The organism is Delftia sp. DLF01, assembly GCF_014852125.1.
Taxonomy (GTDB): Bacteria; Pseudomonadota; Gammaproteobacteria; order Burkholderiales; family Burkholderiaceae_C; genus Comamonas; species Comamonas acidovorans.
On the sequence record NZ_JACVAZ010000005.1, the window covers coordinates 247,835 to 265,205 of the forward strand.

A 17,371-nucleotide genomic window follows, 5' to 3' on the forward strand; every position below is an offset into this window, starting at 1 on the left:
GGCGGCCGCTTCAGGCGGGCAGCGCGCGCTGCAGGATGGCGGCGATGTCCAGGCCTGCCGGGTCGAAGGCGCCCGCCACCATGGCGCCCTGCTGCGCCCCCAGGCGCGTGGCGATGAAGCCGTCGGCCATGGCGGGCGGCGCATGGCGGCGCAGCAGGCAGGCCTGGGCCAGCAGCACCAGGTCCTGCACCAGGCGGCGTGCCTGGGCCTCGAGCTGGTCAGGCGGGCCGGACAGGCGCCGTGCCAGCGATTGCGCCTGCTGCAGCAACGCGGGCTCGCCCGCTGCCGTGTCGATCAGGTCCTGCAGCAGCAGCTGCGCGCCGTCGGGCTCGCGCGAGATGGCACGCAGCACGTCCAGGCACATGACGTTGCCCGAGCCTTCCCAGATCGAGTTCACGGGCGCCTCGCGGAACAGGCGCGCCATCACGCCCGTGTCCACATAGCCGTTGCCGCCCAGCACCTCCATGGCCTCGCCCGTCAGCTCCACGCCGCGCTTGCAGACCCAGAACTTGGCCGCTGGCGTCATGATGCGCTTCCAGGCGCGCTCCAGCGGATCACCCTCGTCGCCTCCACGCTCATAGGCCTGGGCCAGGCGCATGGCGATCTGCAGCGCGGCCTCGCTTTCCAGCGCCAGGTCGGCCAGCACGGTGCGCATCAGCGGCTGCTCGGCCAGCTGCTTGCCGAAGACGCTGCGCCGGCGCGCATAGGCCAGGGCCTGCACCGTGGCCGAGCGCAGGATGGCGGCGCTGCCCAGCACGCAGTTCAGGCGCGTGTAGGTGGCCATCTCGATGATGGTGGGAATGCCCCGGCCTTCCTCGCCCATCAGGATGCCCCAGGCGTCCTCGAACTCCACCTCGCTGCTGGAGTTGCTGCGGTTGCCCACCTTGTCCTTCAGGCGCTGCACGCGCACGGCATTCCTGCTGCCGTCCGGGCGCCAGCGCGGTACGTAGAAGCAGGCCTGCCCCCCGCCTTCCCCCATGCGCGCCACCACCAGGTGGGCATCGCACATGGGTGCCGAGAAGAACCACTTGTGGCCGCGCAGCAGGTACTCGCCGCCGCGCCCGCCGGCGTGCACCGGCATGGCCACCGTCGTGTTGGCGCGCACGTCGGAGCCGCCCTGCTTCTCGGTCATGCCCATGCCCAGCCACATCGATGCCTTGTCGCCCACGGGCAGGTCACGCGGATCGTATTCGTGGCTGAACAGCTTGCCCTGCAGCTGCTGCCACAGCGCCGGTTCCTTTTGCAGCAGCGGGATGGCGGCCGTGGTCATGGTGGCCGGGCACAGCGTGCCCTGTTCGACCTGGCCGTGCAGGTAAAAACCTGCGGCCCAGGCGCTCCAGCGGCCCGCGCTGCTGTCCTCGAAGGGCAGGGAGATCAGCCCCTGCTGCCGGTATAGTCCCAGCAGCGTGTGCCAGCTCGGGTGGAACTCCACGGCGTCGATGATGCGGCCGCGCGCGTCGAAGCGGTGCAGCTCGGGCGTGTGGCGGTTGGCCTGCTCGGCCAATTCCCAGGTGGCGCGTTCGCCCAGCTGCTGCGCATAGCGCGACAGCGACGGAATGTGGCGCGCGGCGCCGTTGCGCTGAAGGGCCTCGGCCAGGGCAGGATCGGCCTCCAGCAGGTTGAAGTCGGTGAGTTCGTCGACCTGGTTCAGGACGTCGTGCGTGTTCCAGGTGTGCCCTGTCTGCAATGTCTGGCCGGTGCTCATGCGTGTCTCCGTGATCGTTGGTCTCAACGCAAAAGTCTAGGAAAAATGCCCAGCAAAGGTGTTCGGGTTTCACGGCAGCAGCCGCAGCCGCCCAAAGTGCGGCGCCGCCCCCTGCAATCGCGCGCGCAGGCCACCTCGCAGGCGCTGCAGGACGCCTTTGTTCGGCTTGTGATCGAGCAGGGCTACGAGCGCACCACGGTGCGCGAGGTGGCCGCCGTGGCCGGCGTGGGCCTGGGCACCTTCTATGAATACTTCGGCAACATGGACACGCTGGCGGCCATGTGCATCCACCGCCAGGTGCAGGCCCTGCACGCCCAGGGGCTGCAAACGCTGCAGGACAGTGCCGGCATGCCGCTGGCCACGCGCGTGGACCGCCTGCTGGACACCCTGGTCGACGGCATTGCGCGCGAGGCGCCGATGTGGGCCGCGCTGTTCATGCTGGAGCGCAAGGTGTCCGCGCCCGAGCCCTTCCGCCGCCACTACCAGGCCTATGTACAGCTGTGGGGCACGGCATTGCAGGACTGCGATCCGCCGCTGCCCGCGCCGGCCCAGCCCCTGGCACGGCTGCTGCACACGCTGACCTATGGCTGGGTGTCGCAGTCGCTGCTGGCGCTGGGGCCGCAGCAGACGCTGCAGCAGCTGCGCGCGCCGCTGGGCTGGGCCATCCATGCGCTGCTGCGCGAGGCGCAGGCTCCGTCCGCGTAGCGGACCCGGCAGCGGCCCCCGGCGGCCTCCAGCGGGGCAGGATCAGACGCGCGGAAAGCGCAGCGTGAAGCGGGCACCGCCCTGCTCGGAGTCGTCGGCCTCCACGCTGCCGCCCTGGGAGACGGTCAGTGCCTTGACGATGGACAGGCCCAGGCCCGAGCCCTCGCGGCGGCGCTTGCCGGGCACCTGGGCAAAGCGCTGGAAGGGGTGGGAGCGCAGCTCGCTGGGCAGGCCGGGACCGGCATCGCTGATGCGCAGCACGGCCCAGGCATGGCCTTCGATATCGGATTCCACCGTCAGCGCCACGCCCAGCCATGCGCCGCTGGCCGCATGGCGGATGGCGTTGCTGACGAGGTTGGAGAGGATCTGGCGCATGCGGTCGGCGTCGGCACGGATGTCGGCCATGCCGATGTCACTGGGCGCGGGCAGGTGCATCTCCAGCTGCATGCCATGCTGCAGGAGCTGGGGGTGCAGGTGGTCCAGCGTCTCGGCCACGAGTTCGGCCAGGTCCAGGCGCTGCTTTTGCAGCGACAGCTGGCCGGCATCGGCCATGGACAGCGTGTGCAGGTCGCCGACCAGCCGGCCCAGGTGCTCGACCTGGAACAGCAGCGTGTTCAGCTCGGTGTCGTCTGCGGCGATGACGCCGTCGCAGATGGCATGCAGGCGCGCCTGCAGCACGGTCAGCGGCGTGCGCAGCTCGTGCGAGATCGAGGCCGCCGTGGCGCGGCGCTCGGCCTCCAGCGTCTCCAGCGAATCGATCATGCGGTTGAAGGCCACCACCATCTCGGCCATCTCGCCATGGGCCTTGCCGGGCAGGGCGCGCGCGCTGAAGTCGCCCAGCTCCACGCGCTTGGCCACCTCGACCATCGAGGCCAGTGGCCGCGTCACCAGGCGCGAGACCCAGAAGCCCACGGCCAGCCCGAAGGGCAGGCACACCAGCAGGCCGATGACCAGGGACCATTTCTCGCCGAACAGCAGATCGCCCGTCCAGTACTGGCCGTAGATCTGCATGGCGCGCGGGCTGTCTTCCAACGACTGCGCGTTGAGTTCGTCCAGCTCGATCTGCACGGCCGGCGGCAGGCTGCTGTAGAAGTCGCGGTACTGGATCTCGGAGAACACCAGCACGCCGATGGCCAGCAGGGCGATGGTGCTGAGCACGGTGGCCGTGATCCACAGGCCGAAGCGCACCCAGATGCGGTTGGGCCTCAGTCCCAGGGCCATAGCCGGTAGCCAATGCCGCGCACGGTCTCGATCAGGCCTTCCTGGCCGGCCAGCTGCAGCTTGCGGCGCAGCTTGGACAGGTGCGAGTCGATGACGCGCTCCAGCGCATCGCTCTCGGGCAGGCAGTGCTCGATCAGGTGGGAGCGCGAGAAGCAGCGCCGGGGCTGGGCCGCCAGGCAGGCCAGCAGGCGGAATTCGGTCAGCGTCAGGGGCAGCGGCAGGGCGCGGCCCTCGTTGTCGTAGACCACGGCGCTGTGCGCCTCGGAGTCGATCTCGATGGGGCCCACGCGGATGGGCGCGGGCGCCGGGTTCTTGCGTGCCTGGGTGCGGCGCAGCACGGCGCGCACGCGGGCCACGACCTCGGGCGGGTTGAAGGGCTTGACCACGTAGTCGTCGGCGCCCAGGCGCAGGGCCAGCAGCTTGTCCACATCGTCGGCCAGGGCTGTGACCATGATCACGGGCGTCTGGCTGTCATCGCGGATGGCGCGCAGCACGTCGATGCCGTCCATGCCGGGAAGGTGGATGTCCAGCAGCACCAGATCGGGCCGCAGCAGGCGGAACAGTTGCAGCGCCTCCTGGCCGTCCGAGGCCATGCGCGAACGCAGCCCGTCCCGCTCGAGATAGGCCGTCAGGATGCTGGCGATGGCGGGCTCGTCTTCGACGACGAGCACGAGGGGGGTGGTTGCCGTTGGCTGTGCTGTGGAGTTCATGGGAAAGCTGGCAGGGCCAAGCGCACATTATGGTGCGATGCCCTGCGTGCCGCAGTCCCTCCATATTGGCTCCACGAAGTCTGCAATCGCGCGCAAGGCTGGCGCTGTTCATTTCCTGCGGGCCCATCAGCGGCTATTGGTAGCTCATCGTGAAGGTCGCCCTGCCATAGGCCATGCCAGGTGTCACGCTGCTGGCTGTCTGCACCAGGCGCGCGCTCAGCGGAATCTTCAGGCTGTTCTGCCCCTGTGCGACCTGGCCCGCATTCCATTGGTTGGCATTGCCCAGGCTGCCGGAGTCGGGGCCGAAGCTCACGGGCACGTTGTTTCTCAGTACCTGTATGCCGACACCCCGGGCCTTGGAATTTTGGGCCAGCGTCAGCGTGCTCGATCGGTTGGTCGCCTGGGTGGCATCCGTCAGCGTGATGAAGGCGGTCAGGCGTGTATTGGCTTCGCCTCCCGCGCAGGTCAACTCGATGCTGAAGTCCTTGGCTGCCGTGACGGACCCGATTCCCTTGAAATCGGCGAACGGGGCGGGGGCCATGGTCACATCGATCTTGCCCGTGGACACCCGGCAGGTCGGCGGCCTGGGGCGGCTGCTGACGTTGACGGTGATGCCGCTCGAAAAGAATACCGTTGCCAGCAAGTCACGGGCATTGCTGGTCCCTGAGTAGATCCGTGCGAAGCTGCCATTCAGGGAACCTCCAGATGTGAGTTCTCCGGTTTTCACGAGCTCGAGGGTCATGTTGTTGCTTGGCAGTGAATGGAATATGCCCTGTTTCAGCATGGACCCTGAATAAGGCGCGGCTCTTTCCCACGTGATTCTCATGCCCAGGTTGGGGATGGAGGTGGAATATATTCCACCGCTTTCCGTTCCAATGCCTTCTATGTAATAAAAATCATTGTCGCAAGAAATGTGGTAGCTGCCGGCTCCGGTATTTTGTAAATTCATTGTCCTGGAATAGACAACGCTGCCAATCGGATAATTTTCATTGACGATGGTGGGGGTGTTGGCTGAACCCGGAAACTGGGCATTCCAGCCCTGGGAGGAACAACGGGCCCAGGATGAAATAGGGGCCATACAAAAAATCAAGAGGAGAGGCGTGGCCAATGCATGGCGCAAGATGGCTGTCAAAGACATGCTGTGAACTCCAGCCTGGAAGATATGGATCAATGCCTTGGGACGGGTGGCATAGGGCGCGATATCCGGCCAATGTACTGACCTGCATGCGGCCTTGGAATTGGAGCGTTCTGAAAATAAACTCGGAATCATCCGAGTCCGCGGCGATCGGGCGGTCCGCAACTGGCTCTTGCCCGGGTTGGGGCAGAGAGGTCCCCGCAAGGCGCTGCGCTCTCCATGTTTCCTCCATAAAGCCTGCAACCTCGCGCAAGCTTGGCCGCGTCCAATGGCCATCCGGGGACATGGTTCCCTGGCCTCGTTCTCCCGGCCCTCCCCTCGATCATCCCCTTCCCGCCTGTCCATCCCGTGAACCACGCCGCCGCGACGCATCGCCTCTCCAGCCTGTGCCTGGGCGCCGCCCTGGCGCTGGCCGGTTGCTCCTCGCCGCCTCCGGCGCAGCTTGACGGCTCGGTGCCCACGCAGTGGACGCAGCCCCTGCCCGCCGCCGCGCCGGGTGCACCTGGCTCGGCCGCAGCGCCCGACCTGCAGGGCTGGTGGAAGGCCTGGGGCGATGAATCCCTCAACACCCTGGTCGAGGAGGCGCTGGCCGCCAACCTCGACCTGTCCCAGGCCCAGTCGCGCCTGCGCCAGCAACGGCTGCTGGCCGGCACGGCCGGCTCGGCCTTCCGGCCCGTGTTCACGGCCGGTGCGCGCACGCTGCAGGACATTGCGGCCATCGACTCGTATTTCCACGCCAGCATCGACGTGAGCTGGGACCTGGGCCTGTTCGGCGCCCGCGAGGCCGGCGAGCGCAATGCCGCCGCCTCCGTGCTTGACGCACGGGGCCGACTGCAGGCGGCCCGCGTGGCCCTGGTGGCCGATGTGGTCCACCGCTATCTGGACATCCGCATGGCCCAACGCCAGCGCGCCCTGATCGACGAACAGGCACTGCTGGATGCGCGTGCCCTGCAACTGGCACAGGTGCGCCAGCAGCAGCGCCTGGGCACGGCAGAGGCCGTGCACCAGCTGCAACTGCAGGCCGGCCAGAGCGCGGCCTTGCGTGCCAGCCTGCGCGAAACCCAGGCCCGCAGCGCCCACATGCTGGCCGCCTTGCTGGGCCGCACGCGGCCCGATGCGCAGTGGCTGCAGGCCGATGCCAAGGCCCCGCTGCCCGGTCCCCAGGCGCTGGGCGTGGCCGTCCTGCCGGCCGACCTGCTGCGCACGCGCCCCGACATCCAGGTGGCGCAGGCCGCAGTGGAACGCGCGGCGGCCGAGCAGGGCATTGCGCATGCGGCGCTGTATCCGCGCTTCGTGATCGGCGGTTCGCTGCTGTACTCGTTCAACATCACCCAGAACCTGCGTACCACGCAGGACAACGCACCCACCTTCGGGCCGCAGATCGACATTCCCCTGTTCGACTGGGGCCGCCGCCGCTCGCAGGCCGACGCCAGCGAGCTGGCGCTGCAGGCCGCCATCCAGGCCTACCGCCAGAGCGTGCTCGACGGCGTGGCCGAGGTCGAGTCCGCACTGGCCGCGCTGGACGCCCAGCGCGAGCGCATCGCCTCGCTGCAGTCCACCCAGCAGGTGCTGGCCGAGCGCGAGCGCGTGCAGGACCAGCGCCTGAAGCTGGGCCTGGACAGCGAATTCGGCGGCCTGGCGCCCCGGCGCGCCGCGCTGCAGGCGCGCAGCGAGCAGACCACGGCCCTGACTGCCCATGCGCTGGCCTACGTGGCGCTGTACAAGGCCCTGGGCGGCGCGCCGCTGCCGGCCGAGGACAAGGACGACGCCGACAGCGGCATGGCTCCACTGGCTCCGCCCGCACAAGGAGCGCCCTCATGATCGCCCTGGCACGCAAGACGCTGGTGCACGAGTGGCGCCGCTTCATTCCCTCCGTCTTCGCCGTGGGCTTCTCCGGCGTGCTGCTGGCCATGCAGGCCGCGCTGGTGCTGGGCATCTTCGGATCGGCCGCGCTGTATGTGACGGCTTCCTCGGCCGACCTGTGGATCGGCTATCCGGGCACGCAGAGCGTGAACTTCGGCCGCACCATCGGCCGCGACGTGGACATGCGCCTGCGCATGGACCCCGATGTCGCGGCGGTCGAGCCCTATGTCTGGGTGGACGGCGACTGGCGCTCGGACTCGGCGGCCGGCGGCGCGGCGAGCGAGCACGGCGGCGGCGTGTCGGTCTACCTGTCGGGCATTGCCACCGATGACGCCTCCATGCTGTTTTCTCACGTGCTCCAGCCCTGGCAGCGCCAGCGCCTGCGCGAGACCGGCGCCGTGATCGTGGACCGGGCCGACCTGCAGACCCTGGGCACCAGCGAAGGCGGCGTGGCCTGGGTCAACAACCACCGCGTGCAGGTGGTGGCGGCCGTGGACGGCCTGCGTGGCCTGGGCGGCGTGAACGTATTGGCCTCGCTGGCCACGGCCCGCGAGATTGCGGGCGACCCCGGCCAGGGCAGCACCTATTTCGTGGCGCGCGTGCGCCCGGGCGCCTCGGCCAAGGCCGTGAAGCAGCGCCTGAACCAGCCCACACCCAGCTTCGGCCCCTACGAGGCCTGGACGGCCAGGGAATTCGCGCGGCGCTCGCAGCGCTACTGGATGTTCGACACGGGCGCCGGCGCGGGCGTGCTGTTCATGGCCGTCATCGTCTGCCTGGTGGGCTCGGTGGTCACCAGCCAGTCGCTCAAGGCCGTGGTGGCCGCTTCCTCGCGCGAGTACGCCGTGCTCAACGCGCTGGGCGTGAGCCGCGCGGCACTGGGCCGCGTGGTGGTCGAGCAGGCCTGCTGGATCGGCGGCCTGGGCTTTGTGATGGCCGCGCTGGCCAGCGCCGTATTGCTGGCCCTGGCCATGGCCTACCGCGTGCCCGTGGCGCTGAACGCATCGGCCGTGCTGGCCTGCGCCGTGCTGGTGGCCGTGCTGTCCCTGCTGTCGGGCCTGGGCGCCATGCGCAGCCTGCTGCGTGCCGACCCGGCCACGCTGCTGCGCTGAAGACGGCCAGACCCCATGAACGTGATGAATGCCCACTCCCCCGCGCCCACGGCGGCGCCCCGCACGGCACCCAGCCTGGAGGCCGTGCGCCTGTGCAAGTCCTTCCTGTCGGGCATGGTCAGCGTGCAGGTGCTGCAAGGCCTGTCCGTGTCTCTGTACCCGAGCGAGCTGAGCCTGATCTCCGGGCCCTCGGGCTGCGGCAAGAGCACGCTGCTGTCGCTGATGTCGGGTCTGCAGGCGCCCGACAGCGGCCACTCCATGGCGCTGGGCGAGGACCTGGGCAAGCTGGGCACGCGGGCGCTGGAGAAATTCCGCCTGCGCCACACGGGCTTCGTCTTCCAGGGCTTCAACCTGTTCCCGGCGCTGACGGCCATCGAGCAGGTACAGCTGCCCCTGGGCTACATGGGCCTGCGCAGCGACGAGGCCCTGCGCCGCGCGCAGCAGGCGCTGGACGAGGTCGGCCTGTCCCACCGCGCCCACATGCGCCCGGCCGAACTGTCGGGCGGCGAAAAGCAGCGCGTGGCCATCGCCCGCGCCATGGCCAAGGCGCCGCAGCTGCTGTTCGCCGACGAACCCACGAGTGCGCTGGATGCCGAAAGCGGCCAGCGCGTCATCGACATCCTGCACCGCGCGGCGCGCAACCATGGCACGACCGTGCTGTGCGTGAGCCATGACCCGCGCCTGGTGCGCCATGCCGACCGCGTGCTCGGCATGGAGGACGGCGCCATCCGCAGCGACTGGCGCCAGACCTCCCCGTTGAAGGAAAAAGAATGAAGCACCCCCTGAGCGGCCTTGCCGCGTCCACTGCCGGTCTGGCTGCGGCGCTGGCCGCCGCCGCGCTGCTGGCGGGCTGCGGTCCTTCGCACGATGCGCCTGCCAATGCCGGCCAGGCCAGCGCCAAGGCGCAGCAAAACGGCCCGGCGGCCGTGGCCGTGGCACGCGGCAAGATCGAGGTGGAAGGCGGCCTGCTGGACCTGTCGCCCGCCGTGGCCGGCGTGGTGCAGCAGCTGTCCGTCAAGGAAGGCCAGTCCGTGCAGCGCGGCCAGTTGCTGCTGAGGCTGGTCGACGATACGGGCCAGGCCGACCTGGCCGTGGCTGAGTCCGAGGCCCAGCTGGCCAAGGCCCGCCAGAAGGCACGCGCCGCGCGCCTGCCCCAGCTCAAGCAGACCCTGTCGCGCTGGCAGGCCGCAGCGCGCGAGGGCGCCGCCGATGCGCAGAACGTGGACGAGGCCGCGCAGGCGCTGCGCGATGCCCAGGCCGAGATTGACGTGGCCGCGGCCGAGGCCCAGGTGGCACAGCGCAAGCTCGAACAATTGCGCGCCCAGCACAAGCGCCAGGAACTGCGCGCGCCCGAGGCCGGCACCGTGGTGCGCCTGGCCACCCACGCGGGCAGCCAGGCCGTGCCCGGCACGCCGGCCGTGGTGCTGCTGCCGCAGCGCCCGCTGCAGGTGCGCGCCGAAATCAACGAAAGCTTCGCCGCCGCCGTGCGCGAAGGCATGCGGGCCACGGTGACGCTGGACGCCGATGGCGCCGCACAGCAGCAGTTGCCCTCGGCACGCGTGCTGCGCATCAGCCCCGTCTATGGCACGGCGCGGCTGCAGGACGACCAGCAGCGCGGGCCGGTGCGTGTCATCGAGTGCGTGCTGGTCTTCGAGCAAGCTCCCGCCGCCGCCGTGCGCGTGGGTCAAAACGTAAGGGTGCAGTTTCATGAATAAGCGCATTCCCCTGTATCTGGACACCGCCGCCCCCGGCTGGATGGTGCAAAGCGACTTCGACGGCACGATCAGCCTGCTGGACGTGACCGACACCCTGCTCAACCGCTTCGGCAAGCCCGGCTGGCAGGAACTGGAAGACGCCTGGGAGCGCGGCGAGATCGGCTCGCGCGAATGCATGAAGGGCCAGGTCGCGCTGCTGGACATGGACGAGGCCGAGCTGCGCGCCCACCTGGACACCATCGAGATCGACCCCGGCTTTGCCGGCTTCGTGGCGGCCGCCCAGGCCCACGGCATGGTGGTGCAGGTGGTCAGCGACGGCATCGACTACGCCATACGCCATGTGCTGGAGCGCCATGGCCTGGGCCATCTGCAGGTCATCGCCAACCGCCTGGTGCAGACCGGCGAGCGCAGCTGGCGCCTGGACTCTCCCTGGGCCAGCGCGCAGTGCGCGCGCGCCAGCGGCAACTGCAAGTGCGAGCGCCTGGCCGAGCAGCAGGCCCTGCACGGCCGCGTGCTCTACGTGGGCGACAGCACCTCGGACTTCTGCGTCTCGGGCCGGGCCGACTTCGTGCTGGCCAAGTACAAGCTCATCGCCCACTGCGAAAGCCGCGGCATCGCCCATGCGCCCTTCGAGCATTTCGAGCAGGCCACGGCCTTGCTCGACAAGGTGGTCCTGGGCCTGGAGGCGCTGGCATGACATACCACCCCCTGAGTCGCTTCGCGCCTTCCCGTTGCACGGCGCCCCCCAAGGGGGACGACACCTTCGGTGCGGGGCGGCGCGGCCGGCCAAGGCCCTTCCTCGGTGTCTCTGGCTTAGTTTCACGGTCAGAGGGCGACGCGCAGCGTCATGGAAAATTGACATGAATTTGAGTGATGGGCTCTCCTTGGTTCAGCACAGCGAGCAGGCTGCTGCCACGGGGCTGGACAGCATCTGCGTGACCGAGCATGAATTCGTCATGCCGGGCACGGGCGCGGCCGCGCGCACCGGCGTGCTGCTGGTGCACGGGCTCACGGGCACGCCGGCCGAGATGCGCCTGCTGGCCAAGGGGCTGAACAAGCAGGGCTTCACCGTCTATGCGGTCCAGCTGGCCGGCCATTGCGGCAGCATGGAAGATCTCGTGGACACGCGCTGGACCGACTGGCTGGCCAGCGTGGAGGCCGGGCTGCAGCGACTGTCGCAGCACATGGACCATGTGGTGGTCGGCGGCCTGTCCATGGGCGCCGTGCTCTCCCTGGCCGTGGCCCAGCGCCACCCCGACAAGGTGGACGGCGTCTGCGCCCTGTCCACCACCTTCCGCTACGACGGCTGGAGCATTCCCTTCTACACGCGCCTGGCCTTTTTGCTGCCGCTGTTCCGCGCGCTGGGCATTGGCCGCCACAGCGTGTTCATGGAGCAGCCGCCCTACGGCATCAAGGACGAGGCCCTGCGCGCGCGCGTGGTCGAGCAAATGCATTCGGGCGACAGCGCGGCGGCCGGCCTGCCGGGCAATCCCTGGTGGTCCATCATCGAGCTGCGCCGCCTCTCGGCCCATGTGCTGTCGCGCCTGCCCCAGCTGCGCTCGCCCTGCCTGGTCATCCATGCGCGCAACGACGACATCTCGTCGGTGGCCAACGCCCATGACATCGTGCATGGCGCCAGCCAGGCCCATGTCGAGCTGGTGCTGCTGGACAACAGCTACCACATGGTCACCATCGACCGCGACCGCCGCACCGTGATCGCGCGCACCACCGAATTCGTGGCGCGCATCGCCAGCGGTGCCGCCCCCCGCGAGGTGCGGGCTGCGGAGGCCGCACGGCATGGGCAGTGATCTCTCGCCGCTGGTCATCACGCTGTGGGTGCTGAACGTACTGGTGGACAGCGGGGGCCAGCTGGCCTTCAAGGCCGCTGCCAGCCAGCCCGGTGACCTCGACGGCCTGGCACGCTGGCGCTTCATGGCCTCCAGGCCCTGGCTGTGGCTGGGCGTGGGCTGCTATGTGGCCGAGTTCGTGCTGTGGCTGGCCTTTCTCTCGCTGGTGCCGCTGTCCGAAGGCGTGCTGCTGGGCTCCATCAACATCGTGGCCATCATGATCGCGGGCCGGCTGCTGTTTGCCGAGAAGCTCGCGCCCATGCGCGTGGCAGGCATCGTTCTGGTGTCCATCGGCGTCGCCATCGTGGGCCTCCATTGAAATGAAGCGCTTTTATTTCATCGGCTTTCTGGTGCTCATGGCCTTCGACACGCTGGCCCAGCTGAGCTTCAAGCAGGCCGGCAATGCGGCGCTGCCGCTAGAGTTCTCCACGGCCTGGCTGGCGCGCGTGTTCGGCCAGCCCTGGATCTATGGCGCCTTCGTGGGCTACATCGGCGCCTTTTTCTCGTGGATGACCTTGCTCAAGCGCGCGCCCATCGGCCCGGCCTTTGCGGCATCGCACCTGGAGATTCTTTCCGTGCTGGCGCTGTCGTACTGGCTGTTCGACGAGCGCATAGGCATGCCCCAGATCATCGGCTGCCTGTTCATCGTGGCCGGCATCGCCTGCCTGGCCGTCAGCGAGACGCAGGAGGCCGAGGGGCCCGGCGCAGACGATGACACGCCAGGCCATGCGGGCGGCAACCCGGGCGCGGGCTCGGCCAGCGCGGGCGCCGCGCATCTGGCGGCCTCGGCCGAGCACGGCACACGCCGTGGCTGAACGCGTGCTGCCACCCACGGCGGGCCTGCCGCTGCGCGCGGCCGACCTGCTGCCCTGGGGCGATGCGGACCTGGCGACGGCGCTGGCGCAGTGGCTGGGCGTGCCCGCCGTGCAGCTTGAATGCTCGGGCACCTCGGCGCTGATGGTGGCGCTGCAGACCCTGCGCCGCCTGGCGCCGGGCCGCAGCGAAGTCATCGCACCCGCCTATACCTGCCCGCTGGTGGCCCTGGCCGTGGCGCACTGCGGCCTGCAACTGCGCCTGTGCGATCTGCATGCCGACACGCTGGACATGGACCCCACGCGCCTGCGCGCCCTGTGCAGCGAACGCACCCTGGCCGTGCTGCCCACGCATCTGTGCGGCCGCGTGGCCGACGTGGCCACGGCCGTGGACTGCGCGCGCGCCGTGGGCGCCTGGGTGGTGGAGGACGCGGCCCAGGCCCTGGGCGCACGCCTGCGCGGCGAGCCCGTGGGCTGGCAGGGCGATGTGGGCTTCTACAGCCTGGCCGTGGGCAAGGGCCTGACCACCTTCGAGGGCGGCGTGCTGCTGGCGCGCGACCCCGCGCTGCGCGAGGCACTGCGCGAGACACATGCGGCCAGCGTGCGCCAGGACCGGGGCTGGGAGCTGCGCCGCAGCCTGGAGCTGCTGGGCTATGCGGCGCTGTACCGCCCCGCCGGGCTGGACCTGGCCTATGGCCGTCCCCTGCGCGATGCGCTGTCGCGCAGCGACTGGGTGCAGGCCGCCGGCGATGATTTCGACGACGCCATTCCCTGCCATGAACTGGGCGCCTGGCGCCGCCGCGTGGGCCGGCGCGCGCTGGCGCGGCTGGCGGATTTCCAGCAGCAACTGCAGCGCCAGGCCCGTGAGCGCGGCGCCTGGCTGTCGGCCATCGATGGGATCGAGGTGGTGGGTGACACCGTGCCGGGTGCACAAGGCGTCTGGCCCGTGCTGCTGCTGCGCCTGCGCGATGCGGCCACGCGCGATGCGTTGCTGCGCGCGCAGTGGGGGCGGGGCTGGGGCTTGTCGCTGCCCTTCGTCCATGTGCTGCCCGACTATGGCCGCTACGACCATGTGCTGGGCCTGGCGCGCCAGGACGTGGTGGACCAGGGGCGTGACTGGGCACGGCGCCTGGTGGCCGTGGGCAACAGCCTGTGGTTCGACGACGCGCGCTTCGAGGCCTTGCTCAGTCTGCTGGAGAGGCCGCACGCCGCGCCTGGCTGACGGCTGCGGCCTGCGTGGCGCCGGGTTGTGTCGTGGCGCCGGCCGGTGGCTCGCGCCCGCGCAGGGCCTGGCTGCGTTCGGCGACATAGTCGCGCGTGAGCGGAACCGCTTCCTGGCGGCGTGCCAGCTGCACCTGGAAAATGGCGATGTCCTGGTAGCGGAAGGCGGCTTCCGACATGGACAGATAGAACTCCCACATACGGCAAAAGCGCTCGTCGTAGAGCGCGGCAGCCTCGTCGCGGCGCGCCATGAAGCGCTCGCGCCACAGCCGCAGCGTGCGCGCATAGTGCAGGCGCAGCACTTCGATATCGGTGACCACCAGGCCGCTGCGTTCGATGGCCGGCGTGAACTCCGACAGGGATGGAATGTGGCCGCCCGGGAAGATGTAGCGCTCTATCCAGGGATTGTTGAAGTCGGGCACATCGCTGTTGCCGATGAAGTGCAGCAGCATCACGCCATCGTCGGACAGCAGCTCCCGGCACTGGCGGAAGAAGGCGTCGTGAAAACGCGTGCCCACATGCTCGAACATGCCCACCGAGACGATGCGGTCGAAGGTGCCGCGCGTGTCGCGGTAGTCTTCCAGGCGGTAGCTGAGGCGGTCCGCGCACGGGGACTGGCCGGCACGCTGGCGGGCGCCCGCCAACTGCTCGCCGGACAGCGTCACGCCCGTCACATGGCCCGCGCCAGCCACCTCGGCCAGGTAGCGCGACAGTCCGCCCCAGCCGCAGCCTATGTCCAGCACGCGGTGGCCGGGCTCCACGAGCAGCTTGGCGGCGATGTGGCGCATCTTGGCCCGCTGGGCCTGCTCCAGGCTTTCGTCGCCACGCTCGAAGTAGGCGCAGGAGTACTGGCGCTCGCCATCCAGAAAGAGCCGATACAGCCGGTCATCGAGGTCATAGTGGTGCGCCACGTTGGCGCGCGCCTTGCCGCGGCGGTTGTGCTGCAGCAGCGGGCGCAGCCGCATGCGCCAGGCATCGAGCAGCCGAACGCTGGCCGGCACGGGCAGGTTGCGCGCGTTGCGCAGCACGAGCTCCAGCACGTCGTAGATGCTGCCCCGCTCCACCACCAGGCGCTGCTGCATGAACCTCTCGCCAAGGTTCAGGTCCGGGTCGCGCATCAGGGCCCACAGCGCGCGCCTGTCCGTGAAGCGGATGCGTGCCTGCGGCTGGCCACCGTCGCCGAAGGCCAGCATGCGCCCCCAGGGCAGGCAGATTTCGAGCAGTCCCTCGCGCACCAGGGGGGTGAAACTGCGCTGCAGCAGTCTTTCGGTCAGCCGGTCGATCATGGGGTTGCCTCCTGTCTTGCGGTCGGCCGCGGTGCGCGGACGTGGGGGATGCGGGGTGTGAACGGATCCTAGGGGCTGGTGCAGGTCTGGATGTATTCGACCAGCCGTTCGTTGAAGGCATGCTGGCCCAGCTGCCAGGTGGCCAGCGTCTGCGCGTCGATCTGCGTGTCCTGGCCGTCTCCGGCGCTCATCCAGCGCTTCCACCAGGTCGTGTAGCGCCAGGAGGACACATCGCCCGTGATGTCGCTGCCCACGATCTGGCCGGCCAGCGCGCCGATGATGTCCAGGGCCTCGCCTTCCTGCATGCGGCCCTGGTCCCAGTTGGTGCGCACCACCTCGGGCGCGAACACGTCCTTGTCGATGCTCAGGTAGGTGGGCTGGGCCTGCTCGCGCAGCATGCGCGCCAGCGTGCGCGACAGGTCGGCCACGCTGGCAAAGCCGCGAAAGGCGGCATCCACGCCCAGGCGGCGCGCCCAGCCCGTGTCCACGCCCGCGCTCCAGTAGCTCAGGCGGCCGGCGCGCAGCGGCGTGAGGTAGTTCTCCCAGGCGTGCGCGCGGCCGATGTCGCCGGAGGTGATGCCGGCCACATGCACATGCGAGACGGCCGGATGCAGGGCCACGCGCCGGACCCAGGAGCCGCAGTGCACGCCCCAGGGAAAGCGCATGTTGTCGGGGTGGTTGTCCAGCACGACCACGCGCAGCGGCCGGCCTGCGGACAGGGCCTGGGCGGTGATGCAGCGCTCGATCAGCGGCCAGCTCAGGTGGTGGAAGTCGCCACTGCCCATGAGGGCCGTGCCATGCGCGGCGGGCAGTTGCGCGTCGAGTGCCGCGCGGAACTGCGCAAAGCGGCGCAGGCCGCAGCCAAAGCGCACCTGCTCCTGCCAGTCCTGCAGCGACAGGCGCAGCTCGCCGGGCAAGGACCCCACCGAGCCATCCACATCCAGCACGACCGGCTGGGCATTCAGTTCTGTTCGCTCCATTGGCGATCGCTTTCGAAGTGGCCGGCAAAGCGCCGGCCCAGTGCGCGCAGCAGCGGATTGCGGATGAAGACCGCATGCTGCGTGAAGGTGAAGCTGGCGCCCAGCTGGGCCTTGACCTCGGGGTCGGTCCAGCCGGCCACGTAGTGGCTCAGGCCGCGTTCGATGGCGTATTCAAGGTTGACCATCCAGCTCACGAAGTAGAGATTGGCCTCGCGCGCGGCCGGGTAGGACAGGCCGATGTACTTGTCGATCAGCTTGCCGCCGTGCTCGAAGCACAGGTTCCAGCCCAGCAGCGCGCCGGGCGTGCCGTCGTCCTGCAGCGCGCGGTACTCGAACACGGTGCCTCCGTTGCCTGCATCGCGCAGCAGGGCCGCGAAGAAATCGCGCGTGAGCCTGTCGAAGTGGATCTCGCTTTGCGCATACACCGCATCGAACAGCGCGTAGTAGGCATCGACGCAGGCGTCATCGGCAAAGGCCGCGCCCGTGGGAATGCGCTGCACCTGCAGCTGCGCGCGGCTCCTGAGCTTGCGGCGCAGGTTCTGGCGGCGGCTCCTGGACAGGCGTGCAAGGTATTCGTCCAGGCTGGAGAAGTCGATGGGCACATGGGCCAGGGCCTGGCCTTCGACCAGGATGAAGCCCGCATCGGCCAGCGCCTGCGCCAGCGCCCGTGCATGGGCGTTGTCGGCGTCCGGCAGCAGCGGTGAATCCTGGGGCAGATCCTTGACGATGGTCAGCATGCGCCGGCCTGCGCGCGCACGCAGCGCGGCAGCCTGCTGGGCGGCAGGGGTGCCCATGGGCAGCACGGCGTACTCGCTGACCGTGGTGCCCACGAAGTCGGTGGACAGGCGCAGCCGGCGCGACAGCCAGCCGCCACCGGGCAACGACAAAAGACGCGCCTTGAGCGCGTCGTCCGCCGTGGTCAGAAGATCGAAGGGCGCCGTGAAGGCCGGCGCCGGCCAGTCCTGCAGCAGTGCAAAGCCCTCGGGAGGATGGGCCGCGAACTGCGCGAGCAGGCCTGGGGGTTCGAGCTGGTTGTGCAGGCGCTCTGCGGGCATCGCGCCT

At 69.5% G+C, this 17,371-nt stretch carries 17 protein-coding genes; 10 read left to right on the plus strand and 7 right to left on the minus strand.

Features of this window, described 5'->3' with window-relative positions:
• Positions 1-10: 10 nt before the first annotated feature.
• Positions 11-1,705: an acyl-CoA dehydrogenase family protein gene (locus tag IB269_RS24860; protein ID WP_192368586.1), complete on the minus strand. Its 1,695-nt coding sequence runs from the start codon at positions 1,703-1,705 to the stop codon at positions 11-13.
• A 45-nt stretch (positions 1,706-1,750) separates the two neighbouring features.
• Here IB269_RS24860 and IB269_RS24865 point away from each other — a divergent pair, with 45 nt between their 5' ends.
• Positions 1,751-2,410, plus strand: coding sequence for a TetR/AcrR family transcriptional regulator (locus tag IB269_RS24865; RefSeq protein WP_043780208.1), 660 nt, complete (start codon positions 1,751-1,753; stop codon positions 2,408-2,410).
• 42 nt (positions 2,411-2,452) lie between these two features.
• Here IB269_RS24865 and IB269_RS24870 read toward each other — a convergent pair whose 3' ends face one another.
• From IB269_RS24870 to IB269_RS24880, 3 genes are all read right to left on the minus strand, one after another.
• Positions 2,453-3,631, minus strand: a complete 1,179-nt coding sequence (locus tag IB269_RS24870) for a sensor histidine kinase (RefSeq protein ID WP_192368587.1) — start codon at positions 3,629-3,631, stop codon at positions 2,453-2,455.
• Positions 3,616-4,341, minus strand: a complete 726-nt coding sequence (locus IB269_RS24875) for a response regulator (RefSeq protein WP_013800025.1) — start codon at positions 4,339-4,341, stop codon at positions 3,616-3,618. Before IB269_RS24875 ends, IB269_RS24870 begins: the two co-directional genes overlap by 16 nt.
• Before the next feature lie 133 nt (positions 4,342-4,474).
• Positions 4,475-5,479: a fimbrial protein gene (locus tag IB269_RS24880; RefSeq protein WP_192368588.1), complete on the minus strand. Its 1,005-nt coding sequence runs from the start codon at positions 5,477-5,479 to the stop codon at positions 4,475-4,477.
• 345 nt (positions 5,480-5,824) lie between these two features.
• On the opposite strand from IB269_RS24880, the gene IB269_RS24885 reads away from it, so the two are divergent.
• The 9 genes from IB269_RS24885 (at position 5,825) to IB269_RS24925 (ending at position 14,044) form a co-directional block, all read left to right on the plus strand.
• Positions 5,825-7,297: an efflux transporter outer membrane subunit gene (locus tag IB269_RS24885; protein WP_192368589.1), complete on the plus strand. Its 1,473-nt coding sequence runs from the start codon at positions 5,825-5,827 to the stop codon at positions 7,295-7,297.
• Positions 7,294-8,448, plus strand: coding sequence for an ABC transporter permease (locus IB269_RS24890; RefSeq protein WP_012202065.1), 1,155 nt, complete (start codon positions 7,294-7,296; stop codon positions 8,446-8,448). The genes IB269_RS24885 and IB269_RS24890 overlap by 4 nt, the downstream gene beginning before the upstream one ends.
• 15 nt (positions 8,449-8,463) lie before the next feature.
• The gene (locus IB269_RS24895; RefSeq protein WP_192368590.1) at positions 8,464-9,222 is read left to right on the plus strand and encodes an ABC transporter ATP-binding protein; all 759 of its coding nucleotides are present in this window, start codon (positions 8,464-8,466) and stop codon (positions 9,220-9,222) included.
• A complete protein-coding gene (locus IB269_RS24900) occupies positions 9,219-10,163 on the plus strand; it encodes an HlyD family secretion protein (protein WP_192368591.1) in 945 nt (314 codons plus the stop codon). Before IB269_RS24895 ends, IB269_RS24900 begins: the two co-directional genes overlap by 4 nt.
• Complete coding sequence (locus IB269_RS24905; protein ID WP_013800030.1) at positions 10,156-10,860, plus strand: MtnX-like HAD-IB family phosphatase; 705 nt, start codon at positions 10,156-10,158, stop codon at positions 10,858-10,860. Before IB269_RS24900 ends, IB269_RS24905 begins: the two co-directional genes overlap by 8 nt.
• 163 nt (positions 10,861-11,023) lie before the next feature.
• A complete protein-coding gene (locus IB269_RS24910) occupies positions 11,024-11,971 on the plus strand; it encodes an alpha/beta hydrolase (RefSeq protein ID WP_192368592.1) in 948 nt (315 codons plus the stop codon).
• Complete coding sequence (locus IB269_RS24915) at positions 11,961-12,329, plus strand: EamA family transporter (protein WP_012202070.1); 369 nt, start codon at positions 11,961-11,963, stop codon at positions 12,327-12,329. Before IB269_RS24910 ends, IB269_RS24915 begins: the two co-directional genes overlap by 11 nt.
• A gap of 1 nt (position 12,330) precedes the next feature.
• Entirely contained in the window at positions 12,331-12,825 is a 495-nt protein-coding gene (locus IB269_RS24920; RefSeq protein WP_192368593.1) for a DMT family transporter, read from the plus strand.
• Positions 12,818-14,044 (plus strand): DegT/DnrJ/EryC1/StrS family aminotransferase, encoded by a 1,227-nt coding sequence (locus tag IB269_RS24925; RefSeq protein ID WP_192368594.1) that lies wholly within the window; start codon positions 12,818-12,820, stop codon positions 14,042-14,044. Before IB269_RS24920 ends, IB269_RS24925 begins: the two co-directional genes overlap by 8 nt.
• On the opposite strand, the gene IB269_RS24930 is transcribed toward IB269_RS24925, so the two are convergent.
• The 3 genes from IB269_RS24930 to IB269_RS24940 form a co-directional block, all read right to left on the minus strand.
• Positions 14,007-15,329: an SAM-dependent methyltransferase gene (locus IB269_RS24930; protein WP_192368595.1), complete on the minus strand. Its 1,323-nt coding sequence runs from the start codon at positions 15,327-15,329 to the stop codon at positions 14,007-14,009. The two genes, IB269_RS24925 and IB269_RS24930, sit on opposite strands and share 38 nt — an antisense overlap.
• Before the next feature lie 68 nt (positions 15,330-15,397).
• Positions 15,398-16,309, minus strand: coding sequence for a hypothetical protein (locus tag IB269_RS24935; RefSeq protein ID WP_192368596.1), 912 nt, complete (start codon positions 16,307-16,309; stop codon positions 15,398-15,400).
• Positions 16,291-17,364, minus strand: coding sequence for a GNAT family N-acetyltransferase (locus IB269_RS24940; RefSeq protein ID WP_043823323.1), 1,074 nt, complete (start codon positions 17,362-17,364; stop codon positions 16,291-16,293). Before IB269_RS24940 ends, IB269_RS24935 begins: the two co-directional genes overlap by 19 nt.
• Between the last annotated feature and the right edge of the window lie 7 nt (positions 17,365-17,371).